This is a genomic window from Paenibacillus sp. J22R232, assembly GCF_056269165.1.
Window position 1 is genome coordinate 688201 of sequence record NZ_JBWDNK010000002.1, and the last position, 14912, is coordinate 703112.

Sequence of the window (14912 nt, forward strand, 5' to 3'; positions counted from 1 at the left end):
AATGTTGCACTAGTGAAACATTTTTGTGTATTATTAAAAAAAAGGCATTAGGCAAACTAATATTCATAAGGGCAACCTTTGCCGCATATAAAAAAACGACAAGGATTTAGGAGGTCATATTTATGGGTAAAGCATTTAAGACGAATTCGGCTCTTCGCAGATTTATTATGACGATCGTATTTCTAACGGTGACGGCAATTGCAACTTCGGCCTGCGGGCAAAATGCGGATAATGGCCAAAGCGGTAAATTGAACATTACGGCGACGACGGGGATGATTACCGATGTTGCCCAGCAGGTAGGCGGCGAATACGTCGAGGTAAGCGGTTTGATGGGAGCGGGAATCGACCCCCATCTATATAAAGCATCGCAAGGCGATGTGAAGAAGCTGGACGAAGCGGATATCATTTTCTACAACGGGCTCCACTTGGAAGGGAAAATGGCCGAAATGTTCGAAGCGCTGGAGAAGCGCAAGCCAACCGTTGCCGTGTCTGAATATTTGACGGAAGAGCAGTTGCACACTGCGCCTGGCCAAGGGGCTGGGATGCATGATCCGCATATCTGGTTTAACGTAAAGCTATGGATATCGGCAACGGAAGTGATACGCGATACGCTGGTAGAGAAGGACGCTACCCATGCTGATTATTACAAAGACAACGCCGCGGCTTACATTAAGAAGCTGGAAGAGCTGGATACCTACGCTGCAGAGCAGATTGCAACCATCCCTGAGGCCAGCCGGATTCTTGTTACAGCCCATGATGCTTTCGGATATTTCGGTGAGGCATACGGGTTAACTGTCACGGGTTTGCAGGGAATGAATACCATGTCTGAGTACGGCTCCAAGGATGTCAGCAAGCTTCGGGATTACTTAGTCGAGAAAAAAATCAAAGCGGTGTTTATCGAATCAAGCGTGCCCAAGAAATCAATCGAGTCGGTTATCGAAGGTGCACGGCAATTAGGCCATGAAGTAGTCATTGGCGGTGAGCTGTTCTCGGATGCCATGGGCGACGCAGGAACGGCGGAAGGCACTTATATCGGCATGGTGAAGCATAATGTGGATACGATCGTAGCTGCATTGAAATAGCATAAACAGAGGAACGAAAGCGAGTGATGATGATGAGTCCATCTCAAACGGCAGCAAACACGACGGCGAAAACGGCAGCGCCGCTTAGCATTAAAGGTTTAAGCGTCGCATACCAGAAGAAGCCCGTGCTTCGGAACGTTTCCTTCGAGGTAAATGAAGGCGAGCTGGTTGGCGTAATCGGCCCGAACGGAGCAGGCAAATCCACGCTCATGAAGGCGGCGCTTGGACTCATTCCGAGCATCGGCGGGGAAGTTCTCGTATACGGGAAGTCCTACAAGCAGCAGCGCAAAATGATCGGCTACGTCCCGCAGCGCGAATCGGTCGATTGGGATTTCCCGACGAATGCGCTTGATGTTGTACTTATGGGCCGTTACGGCCATCTTGGCTGGTTCCGCCGTCCAAGCGCGAAGGATAAGGCACTGGCGCTAGAATGCCTGAACAAGGTCGGCATGGCCGATTATGCGGGCAGGCAGATCAGCCAATTGTCAGGCGGCCAGCAGCAGCGCGTATTTCTTGCACGTGCGCTTGCGCAGGACGCGAAGCTTTATTTTATGGATGAACCGTTCGCCGGGGTTGACGCCGCAACGGAAAAAGCGATCATTACGCTGCTTCAGGAATTGAAGCTGCAAGGAAAAACAGTCATCGTTGTGCATCATGACCTTGCGACGGTACAGGATTATTTTGATTCCGTCCTGCTGCTGAACGTGGAGCTTCAGGCGTATGGCCCAACCGAGCAAACCTTTACGCAGGAGCAGCTGCAGCGCACTTATGGCGGCAGGCTTGCCTTTCTTGACCGAAGCCTGCAATCCCCGTCGCGGGTTGACGGAAAGGGTGAGTAAAGATGGATAAGATTTGGTCAATGCTTTCAGATCCCAACATGCAGTGGATTTTCCTTGGTTGTACGCTGCTTGGCTTAAGCAGCGGCGTTATCGGATGTTTCTCCTATCTAAGGAAGCAAAGCTTGATGGGCGATACGCTCGCACATGCAGCGCTCCCAGGAATTTGCATCGCATTTATGCTCACGGGCATTAAATCGATTGGCCTTTTTCTTATTGGAGCAGGTATTGCAGGCGTAGTGGCAACCTTCGGCATCGGTTATATCACAAGGAATTCCAAGCTTAAGCAGGATGCGGCGATGGGGATCGTATTGTCGGGATTTTTTGGCTTAGGCATTGTGCTCCTTACGTTGATCCAGCATGGCGATTATGGCAACCAAGCAGGACTCGATAAGTTTCTATTCGGCCAGGCCGCATCGATGATCGCATCCGACGTCATTACGATGACTGTTGTCTGCGTATCGCTCATTACGATTTGCACGCTGTTGTTCAAGCAATTCAAAATCATATCCTTCGATCCAGGCTTCGCAAGAGGCCTCGGTTATCCGGTAGCTTTCCTGGAGCAGCTGCTAATGCTTCTTATTGTGGTAGCCGTAGTAGCCGGCATACAAGCGGTAGGCGTCGTACTCGTTGCTGCGCTTCTGATTACTCCGGCCGTATCGGCAAGGTACTGGACGGATCGCCTCGGGCTGATGGTCGTATTATCAGGCGTGTTCGGCGCCGTTAGCGGAGGCATTGGCACCTGGATTAGCGCTTCGGTTTCGAATTTGCCGACTGGGCCAGTAACCGTGCTTGCGGCAACGCTCCTATTCTGCATATCCATTTTATTCGGACCGCAGCGCGGCTTGGTTGCGAAGCGGCTGCTGCGCCAACGGGTGAAACAACGCTATAACCGCGAGAATGAGCGTCTTCTGGAAAGCAATGTGAAAAAGGAGGCGGCACTATGAGCGACTTTTGGATTCTGCTTACCGGTGCGCTCGTAGCTAGCTGCTGCGGCGTGCTCGGCGTGTTCCTGGTATTGCGAAAGATGGCGATGATCGGCGATGCAATCAGCCATTCGGTCATGCCAGGTATCGTAATCGCGTTTCTGCTAAGCGGCTCGCGAGATTCCTTGCTCATGATGTTCGCTGCCTTGATATTCGGGCTGCTGACCACCTTTTTGATTCAAATGTTCCAGCAAAGCGGCATTCAGTCCGATGCTTCTATCGGGGTAGTCTTCACTGCGCTATTCGCGATCGGGGTCGTGCTGGTTAGCTTATATGCCCGTCAAGTGCATTTGGATCAGGATGCGATTCTATACGGCGAGATCGCCTATGTGCACTGGAATATCTGGGAGCTTGGCGGCGTGAATATGGGGCCCAAAGCGGTATGGCTGCTCGGCATTACATTGCTTGTTATTACGTCGGTCATCGGACTGTTCTACAAGCAATTCAAGCTATGCGCATTTGATCCAGCGCTTGCAGCGGCGATAGGCATTCCGGTCGCACTGTTTCATTACTTATTAATGGGCCTTGTTTCCATGGCTACGGTCAGCTCATTCGAGAGCGTGGGAGCGATTCTCGTCGTAGGGCTGCTTATCATACCGGCCTCTACCGCATATCTTCTCACGGATCGACTTGGCGTTATGATTGGGCTTAGCGTCGGGGCAGGCGTAGCCAGCACATTTATCGGCTATGGAGCAGCGGTTATGCTGGATGCTTCCATCGCAGGCTGCATGGTTTGTGCTGCGGGGCTGCTGTTCGTTATCGCCTTCTTGTTCTCACCGTCACACGGCATTGTCGTCAAAAAGCTTCGCATGCGTAAGCTTGCCTAATAGGCTAGAAAAGCCCGCTATCCTGCAAAACGCTGGGATAGCGGGCTTTTTGCGTTGATTGGTGTGGGAACGTTGAAGAACGAACTTGGTTTTCTCATCGTTTATTCATATTACACCACCAAATTTGCAACTTTTACCCAGTAACTATCGTACTATATTTGGAACATATTAGGAGAATTAAAGGGAGAGTAGCTAATGATTAAGGTTTGGTCGAAATTCGCAATCCCGTTTGCAGCTTTTGCTTTTATTTTATCAGCATGCAGCTTTGGCGGGAACGGTAAGGGGCAGGACAAGGATGAGGCATCGGCGCTTAAGGTGATGTATTACGATGAAGGTGCCTTTTTTCAGGATTACGGCATGGTATTCTCGGCTTTGTACCCGAATGTAGAAATTGAAGTCGTAACTGCGCAATCTATGTACTCGGGTGAACAAAAGGACCCTGACGCTGCTTACGATAAGTTTATCGAAGAGAAGCAGCCTGATCTTCTGCTGCTCGATCCAGAGAAATACAAGAAGCTGGCGCAAGATGGCAAGCTCTATGAGCTGGATGCTGTCATGGAAAAGGAGAAATACGATACGGAAGGATTAATTCCCGGTATGCTCGATTATTTGCGTGAGCTTGGCGGAGGGCAGCTGTTCGGCATTTCTCCGAATTTTTACAGCCAGGTGATGTTCTACAATAAGGACCTGTTCGACCAATACAAGATTGCGTATCCGACGGATCGCATGAGCTGGAACGAGGTGATTCAGCTGGCGCGCCAATTTCCTACTGATGGAGACCGGAAGGAGCGTGTTTACGGACTCAAAATGGGCTATACCGAAGATCTCTTCGAGCTGGCAAGCACGCTGGCATCAGCCGATGGCATTAGCTATGTCAATGCTTCGAAGAAAGAGATGACGATCAATACCGATTCATGGAAGAATGCGGCTCAGGCGGCGCTGGATGCAATCGGCTCTAACGCGTTGTATTTCGAGAGCATGGATAACGACGAGTCAAATATGTCCCAGACATACGAGGAATATTTGCTGCGGGATCCATTCTTATCCGGGCGGCTCGCGCTTGCAATAGGAGACAGCCATTATATTAACCAAATCAAGCAGGCTAGCCAGAACGAGCAGGTCAAGGACAAAATCGTGAAAAATTGGGATTTGGTAACGGTTCCGGTCGGGCAGCAAAATCCGGACCAGTCGAATATGATCTCTTTTCAGAACCTTTTCGCCATTCGCGCGGAATCACCGAATAAGGATACGGCGTGGGAGTTTCTCCGCTATATTACAAGTGATGAGTACGCGAGAGTGAAGTCCAAATCGAACAATTACAATGGTTTGCCCGTTCGCACGAAATACATATCGGATACCGAAGGACGCAATTATGCGGCATTTTACAATTTAAAGCCTAGCTCTTTCAACAGCTATCGCGATTTCGACAAGCTGCCGGAAACCTTTTGGGGCGATTTTAGGGCGGCGACCCAGCAGGAATTCCAAAAGGTGAAGGATGACAAACAGACGATTAATGAAGCGCTCGATATTTTGCAGGTCAAAGGCCAGGAAATGCTGCTGAAGGTAGCGCCTGTAAGTAAAGACGAGCCTGCGATGAAAGAAGCAACGACCGAGGTGCAAGCGGATTCGGTTATTGTTAAATAGCGATCAACCCTTCAAGGAGGAAAAGCATGCTTTCGCGTTCGCGCGGAAGCTGTTTTTATTTCCGGTACCCCAATGTCGATAGGAATGGAATGTCTATCGTTTGGAATCTGCTGCAAATGTGCTAAAATAATTTACTAGTGGGTTACATCAAGGAACGGCATTAACGAGGAGGAACACAACTTGGGAGATTATAAACTGTTAGCGCTCGACATGGATGGTACGCTGCTTAACGAGCAAAGTGAAATAAGCGCTGAAAATGCGGAATGGATTCAGAAAGCGCTGGATGTGGGCGTAATCGTCAGCTTCTCGACCGGCCGCGGCTTTCGGAGCGCGCTCCCCTACGCGGAGCAACTGAAGCTGGAGACGCCGATGATTACCGTCAATGGCAGCGAAATTTGGCATCGCCCCCATGTCCTGCACAAACGGACGCATTTGAGCCATGTCTATGTACAAAGAATGCATGAACTGGCACTCTCGCACGGCGAGCCATGGTTCTGGGCCTATACGGCCGACGATATATTCAACAAAGAGAAATGGATTTCTCCCGCCGATGACTATGCTGCGCATCACTGGCTGAAATTCGGCTATTATACCGAGGATGACAGCATTCGCGAAAAAATTCTTGCCGAGGTCCAAAGCTGGGGAGCGCTCGAAATTACGAATTCTTCTCCTTGGAATTTGGAGCTAAATCCGCTTGGCGTATCCAAAGCGAGCGCTTTGCAGGAGCTTTGCGGCCTGCTTGGCATTGAGATGTCCCAGGTTATCGCGGTCGGCGATAGCCTGAACGATATCGCGGCCATTCGCGAGGCTGGCCTTGGAGTAGCGATGGGCAATGCCCAGGAAGCAGTGAAGGAAGCTGCGGACTTCATTACTTTTACGAATAATAAGCACGGGGTTGCGGAGGTTATTAAACGGTACGTTATGAAAGGGTGAGTTGAGTAGCGTATGGATATTTTAGGCTGGACATTAGTTATCATCTTGTTCGTTGTCGGCATGGCCGGAGCAATCTATCCGATCCTGCCGGGAGCGCTTGCTATTTACGGCGCGTTTTTCATTTATGGATGGTTCTTCTCCTTCAGCGAATTCGGCGTTTGGTTCTGGTTGATTCAAACGATTATCGTGGTTGTGCTGTTCGTAGCGGATTACGCGGTTAGCGCATGGGGCGTCAAACGATTCGGAGGCTCGCGTGCCTCGGTAATCGGCAGCACGATCGGACTCATATTCGGTCCTTTTGTTATTCCGGCGTTTGGACTTGTTATCGGGCCGTTTGCCGGTGCCGTTATTGGCGAAATGATTATCGGAACACGCTTTGATAAATCGCTCAAGGTTGGGCTTGGCTCCGTAGTTGGCCTATTCAGCAGCGTAGTCGTGAAATTTATTCTACAGCTCGCGATGATTGTTTTGTTTGTCCTTTGGCTCGTATTCTAATGGATAAGGTGGAACTGACGATGATTAAAGTAACCGTATGGAATGAATTTTTGCACGAGAAAATCCATGAGGAAGTAAAAAACGTATATCCGGACGGCATCCATCAGGCGCTTGCCAAAGGCATTGCAAACGATGACTTTGAAGTGGCGACTGCAACGCTTGAGGAGCCGGAGCACGGCCTTACGGCAGAACGATTGGCGAATACGGATGTTCTGATCTGGTGGGGACATATGGGCCATGACCAGGTAGACGATGCGATCGTAGAGCGTGTCCAGCAGCGCGTTTGGGAGGGCATGGGGTTAATCGTGCTCCACTCGGGCCATTTTTCGAAAATTTTCAAGAAGCTGATGGGTACGAGCTGCGATCTGAAATGGCGCGAAGCAGGCGAGAAGGAGCGGTTATGGGTCGTCAACCCGGCGCATCCAATAGCGTCCGGCTTGCCAGAGCATATTACGCTGGAGCATGAGGAAATGTACGGCGAGCACTTTGATATCCCAGCGCCGGATGAGCTTGTATTCGTGAGCTGGTTCGAGGGGGGCGAAGTGTTCCGCAGCGGCTGCACCTTCAACAGGGGACAAGGTAAAATCTTTTACTTCCGCCCAGGCCATGAGACGTACCCGACTTACTATAACCCGCAAATATTGCAGGTCATTCAGAACGGCGTGCGCTGGGCGGCACCTTCGCATGCTGCAGTGCCGGTTCGCGGCAACCATCAGCCGCTAGAGCCGATTGGCAATAAAGGATAGGGGAGACTTCCGAACACCATCATGTTAAAAAAAGACTCATTACTAAAAGGCACCATTATTCTGGCTGCAGCTGCGCTGGTTGTCCGTTTTCTAGGCTTGTTCCAGCGCATACCGCTCGATTATATGCTAGGTTCGATCGGGCAGGCAGCGTTCAACTCCGCGAATACGATTTATTTGTTGCTATTGACGATCGCCACAGGCGGCATACCTTTATCGATCAGCAAGATGATCTCGCAGCGTTATGCGCTCGGCAGGCCCGACGAGGCGAAACGGATCTACCAGGCCGCATTAATGTTCGGCGCCGTGACCGGCTTGCTGCTCGCAACCGCCATGTTCGTGCTTGCGCCTGTTTATGAACGGCTGTCGCGAGTGCCGGATTCCGCCGTATCGCTTCAAGCGATAGCGCCTGCGCTGCTGCTGTTTCCGATTATCGCGATGATGCGCGGTTATTTTCAAGGCAGGCAGATTATGGCCGCCGGCGGCATATCGCAAATCATGGAGCAAATATTGCGGCTCATCGGCGGTATAGGACTAGCCTTTATCGTACTCGGCTTAGGCTGGGGAGATAAGTACGGCGCCGCCGCTGTGGCGTTTGGTTCCGTTCTCGGAAGCATCGGCGCGTTTTCCGTTATGATGTGGTTTGCGAGAAAGCTGAAGAAGCAGGATCGAGATGAAGAGAGCACGATAGCAACGGACAAGGCTGCGAAACCAAGCTCCAAGCTGCTGTTCCGTACGATATACCGGGAAATATTCAGAACCTCTATCGCAGCTGTCGTAACGGCAATGACCGTTCAGTTTGTCTATTTCTTCGATCAGTCGTTTTTCATGAGGCTGACAACGGCATTCTACAACCACGATACGGCCATAAAAGTATTGGCAGAGTATACGAATAGAGCGATGGGAATCGCAGGTATTCCGCCCATACTGGCGATCGCGCTTGGGGCTTCGATTATCCCGGTCATTTCTTCGGCCTATGCCTTGAAGAACATGGAGGAGGTACAGCGGCAATCCTCGCTTGTGATGCGCATCGTATTTTTTACCGGTGTTCCGGTTGCCTTGCTGCTCACCGTTGCTTCCTATTCGGTAACGGGGCTATTATTCAAGAGCCCAAGCGGTTACGATACGGTTGCTCTTCTGACAGCTGGCGCGATTTTTCAAATCACGATGATGATTTCGAACTCGATTCTCTACGGCTTGAACAAGCCGAAGCAGCCCATGTACCATACCTTTATCGGGCTTGGCCTGAAGGTCGTCTGCAGCTTGGCGCTTGCGCCATTCTTTGGGGTTTACGGACTCATAATCGGATCATCGATTTGTTTCATAGTCATCACGCTTCTTAACGTAAAAACGATTAACAAAGAGATTAACCTGAACATTCTAGGCAACAAATGGTTTGCATACCTCGCCGCAATCGCGGTTCCTGCGCTTGCAGGCTGGGGGACTGAATACCTCGTGCTGCATATAACGGATGCGTGGGCGAATAAAGTCTCATACTTCTTCGCAGCGGCGGTTACTTCTATTATAGTGGGCGGTCTTTACCTCATTATGCTTGCAGCGCTCCGGGTGATAACGCCGGAGGATGTTCGCTCATTCCCGGGTCCGCTTCGGAAGGTGCTGACGCTTGTGCTGAAGCCCTTCTACAAAAGAGCAGTATAAGCTGTGGATGCTGAAAGACAGGACATGTCCCTTAACAAGGAACATGTCCTGTTTTTTATAGGATAACGGGCATGAAAATATGATTTTGTCAGCTATCCGACATTTTTAAACAAGAGGATATGATATTCTTTTAATAACACATCAGATTAGTCGGAATAAAACGGTTTGCGAAACGAGAGGTGTCGGAGAAGTGGATGAGCTAAGCGCACAAAACGGATTTCCTGAGCCAGACCAGCACAATGAAACCATTTTGCGTGCCTTTTATCAATACGGAACGAAGCGGTTGTACAAAAAAAACGAGTTTATCTTTCTGGAGAACGATCCTCCGGCAGCTGCTTGCTACGTGGAAAAGGGTTTAATCAAAATTTCGCAATCCTCCCAGGAAGGGCAAGGCATAACGCTTTTTTTGCGTTATCCGGGCGAAGTATTCGGCAATGCGGAGCTGCTAGCGAATGTGTCGCGCAAACGGTATGCGAAATGCTTGACGGACAGCGAAATCCTTACTTTTGAAGCTCGGCAGTTTTTGGCTTTGGCCAAAGAGGATCCTGCCTTTTCGTATTCCTTGGCGATCATCACGGCAAGAAGGCTGCTTCAAACGCAAAATATGGTTGAAACGCTGATCAGCAGGCCAGTTGCGTGGCGGCTCGGTTGGTTTCTCATCCAGATGGGGAAACGGGAAGAAGGGATTGCCGAGGTCCAGCTGCAGCTTAGCCATGAGGAAATTTCTTATGTCATCGGATGCAGCCGGCAGACGGTGACGGAGCTGCTGAACAAGTGGCGAGAGAAGGCATTAATCGCGTACGACAAGAAAAAAATCGTTATTTTGGATCCCAGCCGCTTCCTCTTTAACTTATAGAAATGTCCAGTATGCCACTTACCATTATTGAATTGGAGGTTTTTGCATTGTTTATTCAACAGCAAGAAAAGCTATTGCCGGATTACCATGAACATTTAAAGGTCATTTTGCTTGGAACGGGCACGCCGCGGGCATTTAGCGGAAGAGCCAAATCAGGCGTCGCGGTACTGGCGGGAAGCAAGGTTTTTTTGATAGATTGCGGAGGAGCTACAGTTGACCAGCTGATAAAAGCAGGCGTTATGCCGCAGCGAATCGAGAACGTGCTGTTCACGCATCATCACAGCGACCACAACTCCGGTTTCTTTGACGTGTTTATTTCGAGCTGGCGTACGCATGTGCTCCCTGACCGCGTATTCGAGGGACGCTCGGTACCTATGAATGTATATGGGCCAACGACAACGAAAGAGATCATCGGAAAAATGAGAGAATCCTTTGATTTTGACGCGAATCTTCGCGTCCATTATAATTTGTCGGCCGATCAAGGCGCGCATATTCACTATTTCGAAAACAATGAAGGCGTCGTTTACGATGCGGAAGGCATTCGGATTACCTCATTCGAGGTGGATCATCGCCCCGTTTATCCGGCGCTTGCCTATAAAATCGAATATAACGGGAAGTCTGTCGTCATTTCGGGGGATACGATTCCAGTAGCTAATATGGTTAAGTACAGCCGTGGCGCTGATTTGCTTATCCACGAGTCCTACAATAAAGCGTGGCTGGATGATTTGATTGAGAAGTTCCCTGAACAGGCGCAGTCCTTGTCCAATCCCGCTAAATACCACTCCACGACGCATCAGGTCGCTGAGATCGCAAGGCAAGCAGGGGTGCCACATCTTGTATTGACTCACCATATTCCGGCACCGACGCCTACGGAGGAAGCGGAAGCGGAATATACGAAAGGGATGAGCGACATTTATCCGAACCGAATTACGATGGGCCGTGATTTAATGGTATTTGAGCTTTAACAATCCTTGCAACGGGGGAGTCACAGCGGTTTATCCGCAGTGCTAGCATGCAAAGAGCTGCCGAGGGGCGGCTCTTTGCCCCTTTAGGGGATGAATATTAGGCGTCTGAAAGCGTTGCTTTATGCATAATTATCAATTTTTCGTTTAATCTGGGTTGACAATTCATATCATTCCAATAAGAATGGACTATATATTTGTATATGCAGAAGTCGATCGGTAGCATGGGATTTCATGTATGCGCTGTACTTGCAAGCAAAAATAGGGGGATGCTTAATGATTGACATTGACAGGGTCAGCAAGGAGTTCAACCAACGGGACGGAAGCAGCTTCCTAGCTTTGGAAAGCATAAGCCTATCGATTAAAAAAGGCGAATTCGTATCGCTGCTCGGTCCGTCAGGCTGCGGGAAATCTACAGTACTGAATTTGGTGGCGGGTTTCGACCGGAGCTATCAGGGGTCCATAAAAGTTAATGGTGGGGATATCAAGGCACCTGGTCCGGACAGGGTAGTGGTGTTCCAGGAGCATGGGTTGTTTCCTTGGTTGACCGTGCTCGAGAATGTAGCGTTTGGCTTAAAGCAAAAGGGCGTGGGGAAAAAGGAGCGATCGGAGCTTGCATTGGAGCAAATAAGAGCCGTGCATTTGAGCAAGTTCGCAGACCGTTATCCTCATGAATTGTCCGGCGGCATGAAGCAGCGTGCGGCGATTGCTCGCGCGCTTATTATGAATCCGCAAATCCTGCTGATGGATGAACCTTTTGCCGCACTTGATGAACAGACGAGGTTAGTCCTGCATCAGGAGCTGGAGGACATTTGGCTGCGCACGGGGAAAACCATTTTATTCATCACCCATAATATAAGGGAAGCTGTCATGCTGTCGGACAGGGTTCTTGTGATGTCGACACGCCCGGGAAAAATCAAGAAAGAATTTGTCGTGCAGGCTGCAAGGCCGCGCGATAGCTCGGACCCGCTGCTTCACCATGTAGAGAAATCCATTATGGAATGCCTGGCCGATGAGCTGGAGAAAGTAGTGAAGGAGGAAATGGGCGATGACACCTACAGTCTTAAGAAGAACACTGTTTCTGATCGCAATTTTGGTGGCATGGGAGGCGGCATATAGGATCATCGGCTGGGAGGAGTGGAAGTTTCCATCCTTGTTCCAGACGGTGGAGGCGTTCTACAACGGCTTCGCGCACGGCCAACTGCTGGATGCCATTCTGAACTCGCTGCGAAGGCTCCTGATCGCGTTTGCCATCTCCATTTCGGTAGGCTTATTGCTGGGCTTCATGTTTGCGAGATCCAAAGTGATAGACGACACGCTTGGATTTGTCGTAATCGCCTTGCAGACCGTGCCGAGCATAGCCTGGCTTCCGTTTGCGATTATTTGGTTCGGGTTTAATGATAAATCAGTCATTTTCATTACCGCCCTTGGAGCAACCTGGACGATGGCAATCGCTACGCGAACGGGAATCAAAAATATATCGCCCATATACATTCGAGCAGCTCAGACGCTAGGCACCGGTACCGGCTGGCGGATGTTCACGCAAATTTTAATACCGGGCGCATTTCCTCATCTAATGACCGGCATTCGCGTCGCATGGGCTTTTGCCTGGCGGGCGCTTGTTGCCGGCGAACTGATCGCGAACGGAGCGGGCCTGGGCCAGCTGCTGCAGGACGGCAGGGGCCTTGGCGATACAGCGTTAATGCTCACCGTGGTCATTATTATTGCGGTGCTTGGGACGTTGTCAGACCATTTCTGCTTCAAAAAGCTGGAGGACAAGCTGCTTATCCGCTACGGATTGGAAAATCAATCTAAATAAAAAAAACATTGACATTTTTGACTATTCCGATAAAATTGGTTGGAGAAAGAAAAGAGAAAACAATGTTTACGATGAAGGGTAGGAGAAAGAAGTGAAAAAACAGTTTAGCATTATACTAACGCTTGTATTTGTATTGATATTGAGCGCTTGCGGGGGCAACAACAACGCTGCGGGCAATAACGCGCCAGCGGCGAGTAACGGAGCTGAAGCGACGGATGCGCCTACGGATGCTCCAGTGAAGCTCGACCCGGTTACGGTTAAACTAGGCATCTTCAAAAACGTTACTCATGCAGCAGGATATATCGCTTTGGAGAAGGGATTTTTCCAGAAGCAGCTTGGCGAGCACGTAACGATTGAAGTTCAGGCTTTCGATAACGGTTCGGATTTCTCGACTGCTATCGCAACGGGACAAATTGATCTAGGTTACGTTGGGCCAGGTCCGTCTACGAACCAATTTCTTAAAAGCAGCAATTTCCGCGTAATCTCCGGTGCGGACAACGGCGGTGCCGTACTTGTCGCTGGCAAGGATTCCGGCGTTAGCACCGTCAAGGATTTGGTAGGCAAAACAATCGCCATCCCAACAAAAGGAAGCACGAATGAAATTTCGCTTCGCCTGTTGTTGGAGCAAGAAGGCGTGAAAATTGCGACGGACAAATCAGGAGCACAGATCGTTGCCCGTGCACCGGCAGATACGCTTGTCGCGCTTCGTCAGAACGAAGTAGCAGCGACTCTTATTCCTGAGCCTTGGGGCACGCAAATCGAGCAAGAGGGAATCGGCAAAGTCATCGTGCCATGGGATCAAATCCCGCCAAACAACGGCGACTACCCGCTCGTGATCCTGGTAGCAAGCGACAAGTTTTTGAGCGAGCACCGTGATTTGGCGAAAGCAGCCGTTAAAGCAAATCTTGAAGCGATTGATTTCATCACGGCAAATCCTGACGAATCTTATGAGCTTATCAACAAACGCTTAAGCGAGCTAAGCGGCAAAGGCCTTGATGTCGAGCTGATCAAAGCTGCGTTGTCTCATATGCGTTTGACTACCGACGTGAGCAAAGAGGCCATTGAGGAAATGGCTAAGGTCTCGATCGACGCCGGCTATATCAAGGATATAACAGTGGATACGCTTGATCTAAGCAAATTTCTAGATTTATCGTTGTTGGAAGAAGTGAAAAGCGGCAAATAAGGCCTAAATTCATTTGTAATTACAGGTTGCTCCCGAAGCGGCATAGCTGCTATTATCGGGTGCAGCCTTTTTTCTTTTTATGCAGCATGATCCTGCCATAAGCGCCAAATCATGCTATATTTATTTTAGCTTTGGATGGAGGGGGCATAGAGATGGAAAGAGAGACCATTCTCATGGTGGACGACGAGAAGGAAATATTAAGCCTGATGGATATCTATTTCAGGAATGACGGCTTCACGATGCTGAAAGCGTCCAACGGCGCAGAGGCGCTTGCCATGCTGAACAGCCATAAGGTTGATCTGATTATTTTGGATGTAATGATGCCTGTAATGGATGGGATTGAGGCTTGCATGAAAATACGCGAGCAAAATCATATCCCCATTATCATGCTGTCGGCGAAAACGCAGGATATCGATAAAATATCCGGGCTCAGCCTAGGTGCGGACGAATACGTCACAAAACCGTTTAGTCCCTTAGTGCTGCTAGCGAGCGTCAAATCACATATTCGGAGAGCGAAGCAGTTCCGTTCCGGGACGGTTCCGAATGAGGATGAACTCATTATCGATGAGCTGGTTATTAACACGGCCACCTATACGGTTACCGTCGATAGCCATGAGGTTAAGCTTACACCGCGCGAATTCGCCATTCTAAGTCTGCTTGCCGTCAATCGCGGCATCGTGCTGAGCATGGACAAAATATATGAGAAAGCATGGAATGAACCGTTCATGGATTCCAAGAACACGGTTATGGTCCATATCCGCAAACTAAGAGAAAAAATAGAAAAGGACACCCAAAACCCGAAATACATAAAAACAGTATGGGGAATCGGCTATAAGATGGAGGCGCTATAAGCTTCTAACCGTCCTCGGCAGCCGCAGGCTGACGAA

The 14912-nt window shown here is 49.8% G+C and carries 15 protein-coding genes; all 15 read left to right on the plus strand.

What is annotated here, in order from left to right; all coding sequences use genetic code 11:
• The first annotated feature begins 122 nt into the window (after positions 1 to 122).
• Entirely contained in the window at positions 123 to 1082 is a 960-nt protein-coding gene (locus tag AC0YN3_RS09390; protein ID WP_475774819.1) for a metal ABC transporter solute-binding protein, Zn/Mn family, read from the plus strand.
• Positions 1083 to 1108: 26 nt separating this feature from the next.
• The gene (locus AC0YN3_RS09395) at positions 1109 to 1921 is read left to right on the plus strand and encodes a metal ABC transporter ATP-binding protein (RefSeq protein ID WP_475775114.1); all 813 of its coding nucleotides are present in this window, start codon (positions 1109 to 1111) and stop codon (positions 1919 to 1921) included.
• 2 nt (positions 1922 to 1923) lie between these two features.
• A complete protein-coding gene (locus tag AC0YN3_RS09400) occupies positions 1924 to 2865 on the plus strand; it encodes a metal ABC transporter permease (RefSeq protein ID WP_475774820.1) in 942 nt (313 codons plus the stop codon).
• On the plus strand, positions 2862 to 3731 hold the full coding sequence (locus AC0YN3_RS09405) for a metal ABC transporter permease (protein ID WP_475774821.1): 870 nt from the start codon (positions 2862 to 2864) through the stop codon (positions 3729 to 3731). Before AC0YN3_RS09400 ends, AC0YN3_RS09405 begins: the two co-directional genes overlap by 4 nt.
• 195 nt (positions 3732 to 3926) lie before the next feature.
• Positions 3927 to 5375: an ABC transporter substrate-binding protein gene (locus AC0YN3_RS09410; RefSeq protein WP_475774822.1), complete on the plus strand. Its 1449-nt coding sequence runs from the start codon at positions 3927 to 3929 to the stop codon at positions 5373 to 5375.
• Between the two features lie 180 nt (positions 5376 to 5555).
• Positions 5556 to 6308, plus strand: coding sequence for a Cof-type HAD-IIB family hydrolase (locus tag AC0YN3_RS09415; RefSeq protein ID WP_475774823.1), 753 nt, complete (start codon positions 5556 to 5558; stop codon positions 6306 to 6308).
• A 12-nt stretch (positions 6309 to 6320) separates the two neighbouring features.
• Entirely contained in the window at positions 6321 to 6803 is a 483-nt protein-coding gene (locus AC0YN3_RS09420) for a DUF456 domain-containing protein (RefSeq protein ID WP_475774824.1), read from the plus strand.
• Between the two features lie 20 nt (positions 6804 to 6823).
• Positions 6824 to 7549 (plus strand): ThuA domain-containing protein, encoded by a 726-nt coding sequence (locus AC0YN3_RS09425; RefSeq protein WP_475774825.1) that lies wholly within the window; start codon positions 6824 to 6826, stop codon positions 7547 to 7549.
• Positions 7550 to 7570: 21 nt separating this feature from the next.
• On the plus strand, positions 7571 to 9205 hold the full coding sequence (locus AC0YN3_RS09430; RefSeq protein ID WP_475774826.1) for a putative polysaccharide biosynthesis protein: 1635 nt from the start codon (positions 7571 to 7573) through the stop codon (positions 9203 to 9205).
• Between the two features lie 190 nt (positions 9206 to 9395).
• A complete protein-coding gene (locus AC0YN3_RS09435) occupies positions 9396 to 10061 on the plus strand; it encodes a Crp/Fnr family transcriptional regulator (protein ID WP_475774827.1) in 666 nt (221 codons plus the stop codon).
• 47 nt (positions 10062 to 10108) lie between these two features.
• A complete protein-coding gene (locus AC0YN3_RS09440; RefSeq protein WP_475774828.1) occupies positions 10109 to 11026 on the plus strand; it encodes an MBL fold metallo-hydrolase in 918 nt (305 codons plus the stop codon).
• Between the two features lie 273 nt (positions 11027 to 11299).
• Positions 11300 to 12142 carry an ABC transporter ATP-binding protein gene (locus tag AC0YN3_RS09445; protein WP_475774829.1) on the plus strand — a complete coding sequence of 281 codons (843 nt, stop codon included), beginning with the start codon at positions 11300 to 11302 and terminating at the stop codon, positions 12140 to 12142.
• The gene (locus tag AC0YN3_RS09450; protein WP_221226250.1) at positions 12072 to 12842 is read left to right on the plus strand and encodes an ABC transporter permease; all 771 of its coding nucleotides are present in this window, start codon (positions 12072 to 12074) and stop codon (positions 12840 to 12842) included. Before AC0YN3_RS09445 ends, AC0YN3_RS09450 begins: the two co-directional genes overlap by 71 nt.
• A 91-nt stretch (positions 12843 to 12933) precedes the next feature.
• Entirely contained in the window at positions 12934 to 14025 is a 1092-nt protein-coding gene (locus AC0YN3_RS09455) for an ABC transporter substrate-binding protein (protein WP_475774830.1), read from the plus strand.
• 152 nt (positions 14026 to 14177) lie between these two features.
• Positions 14178 to 14876, plus strand: coding sequence for a response regulator transcription factor (locus AC0YN3_RS09460; protein ID WP_475774831.1), 699 nt, complete (start codon positions 14178 to 14180; stop codon positions 14874 to 14876).
• Positions 14877 to 14912 lie beyond the last annotated feature (36 nt).

What these genes read in the sequence shown, in the direction of transcription:
- AC0YN3_RS09450 (WP_221226250.1), top strand. Translation starts at nt 12,072, where the DNA reads ATGACACCTACAGTCTTAAGAAGAACACTGTTTCTGATCGCAATTTTG.
- AC0YN3_RS09420 (WP_475774824.1), top strand. Translation starts at nt 6,321, where the DNA reads ATGGATATTTTAGGCTGGACATTAGTTATCATCTTGTTCGTTGTCGGC.
- AC0YN3_RS09390 (WP_475774819.1), top strand. Translation starts at nt 123, where the DNA reads ATGGGTAAAGCATTTAAGACGAATTCGGCTCTTCGCAGATTTATTATG.
- AC0YN3_RS09395 (WP_475775114.1), top strand. Translation starts at nt 1,109, where the DNA reads ATGATGATGAGTCCATCTCAAACGGCAGCAAACACGACGGCGAAAACG.
- AC0YN3_RS09445 (WP_475774829.1), top strand. Translation starts at nt 11,300, where the DNA reads ATGATTGACATTGACAGGGTCAGCAAGGAGTTCAACCAACGGGACGGA.
- AC0YN3_RS09430 (WP_475774826.1), top strand. Translation starts at nt 7,571, where the DNA reads ATGTTAAAAAAAGACTCATTACTAAAAGGCACCATTATTCTGGCTGCA.
- AC0YN3_RS09460 (WP_475774831.1), top strand. Translation starts at nt 14,178, where the DNA reads ATGGAAAGAGAGACCATTCTCATGGTGGACGACGAGAAGGAAATATTA.
- AC0YN3_RS09410 (WP_475774822.1), top strand. Translation starts at nt 3,927, where the DNA reads ATGATTAAGGTTTGGTCGAAATTCGCAATCCCGTTTGCAGCTTTTGCT.
- AC0YN3_RS09405 (WP_475774821.1), top strand. Translation starts at nt 2,862, where the DNA reads ATGAGCGACTTTTGGATTCTGCTTACCGGTGCGCTCGTAGCTAGCTGC.
- AC0YN3_RS09425 (WP_475774825.1), top strand. Translation starts at nt 6,824, where the DNA reads ATGATTAAAGTAACCGTATGGAATGAATTTTTGCACGAGAAAATCCAT.
- AC0YN3_RS09400 (WP_475774820.1), top strand. Translation starts at nt 1,924, where the DNA reads ATGGATAAGATTTGGTCAATGCTTTCAGATCCCAACATGCAGTGGATT.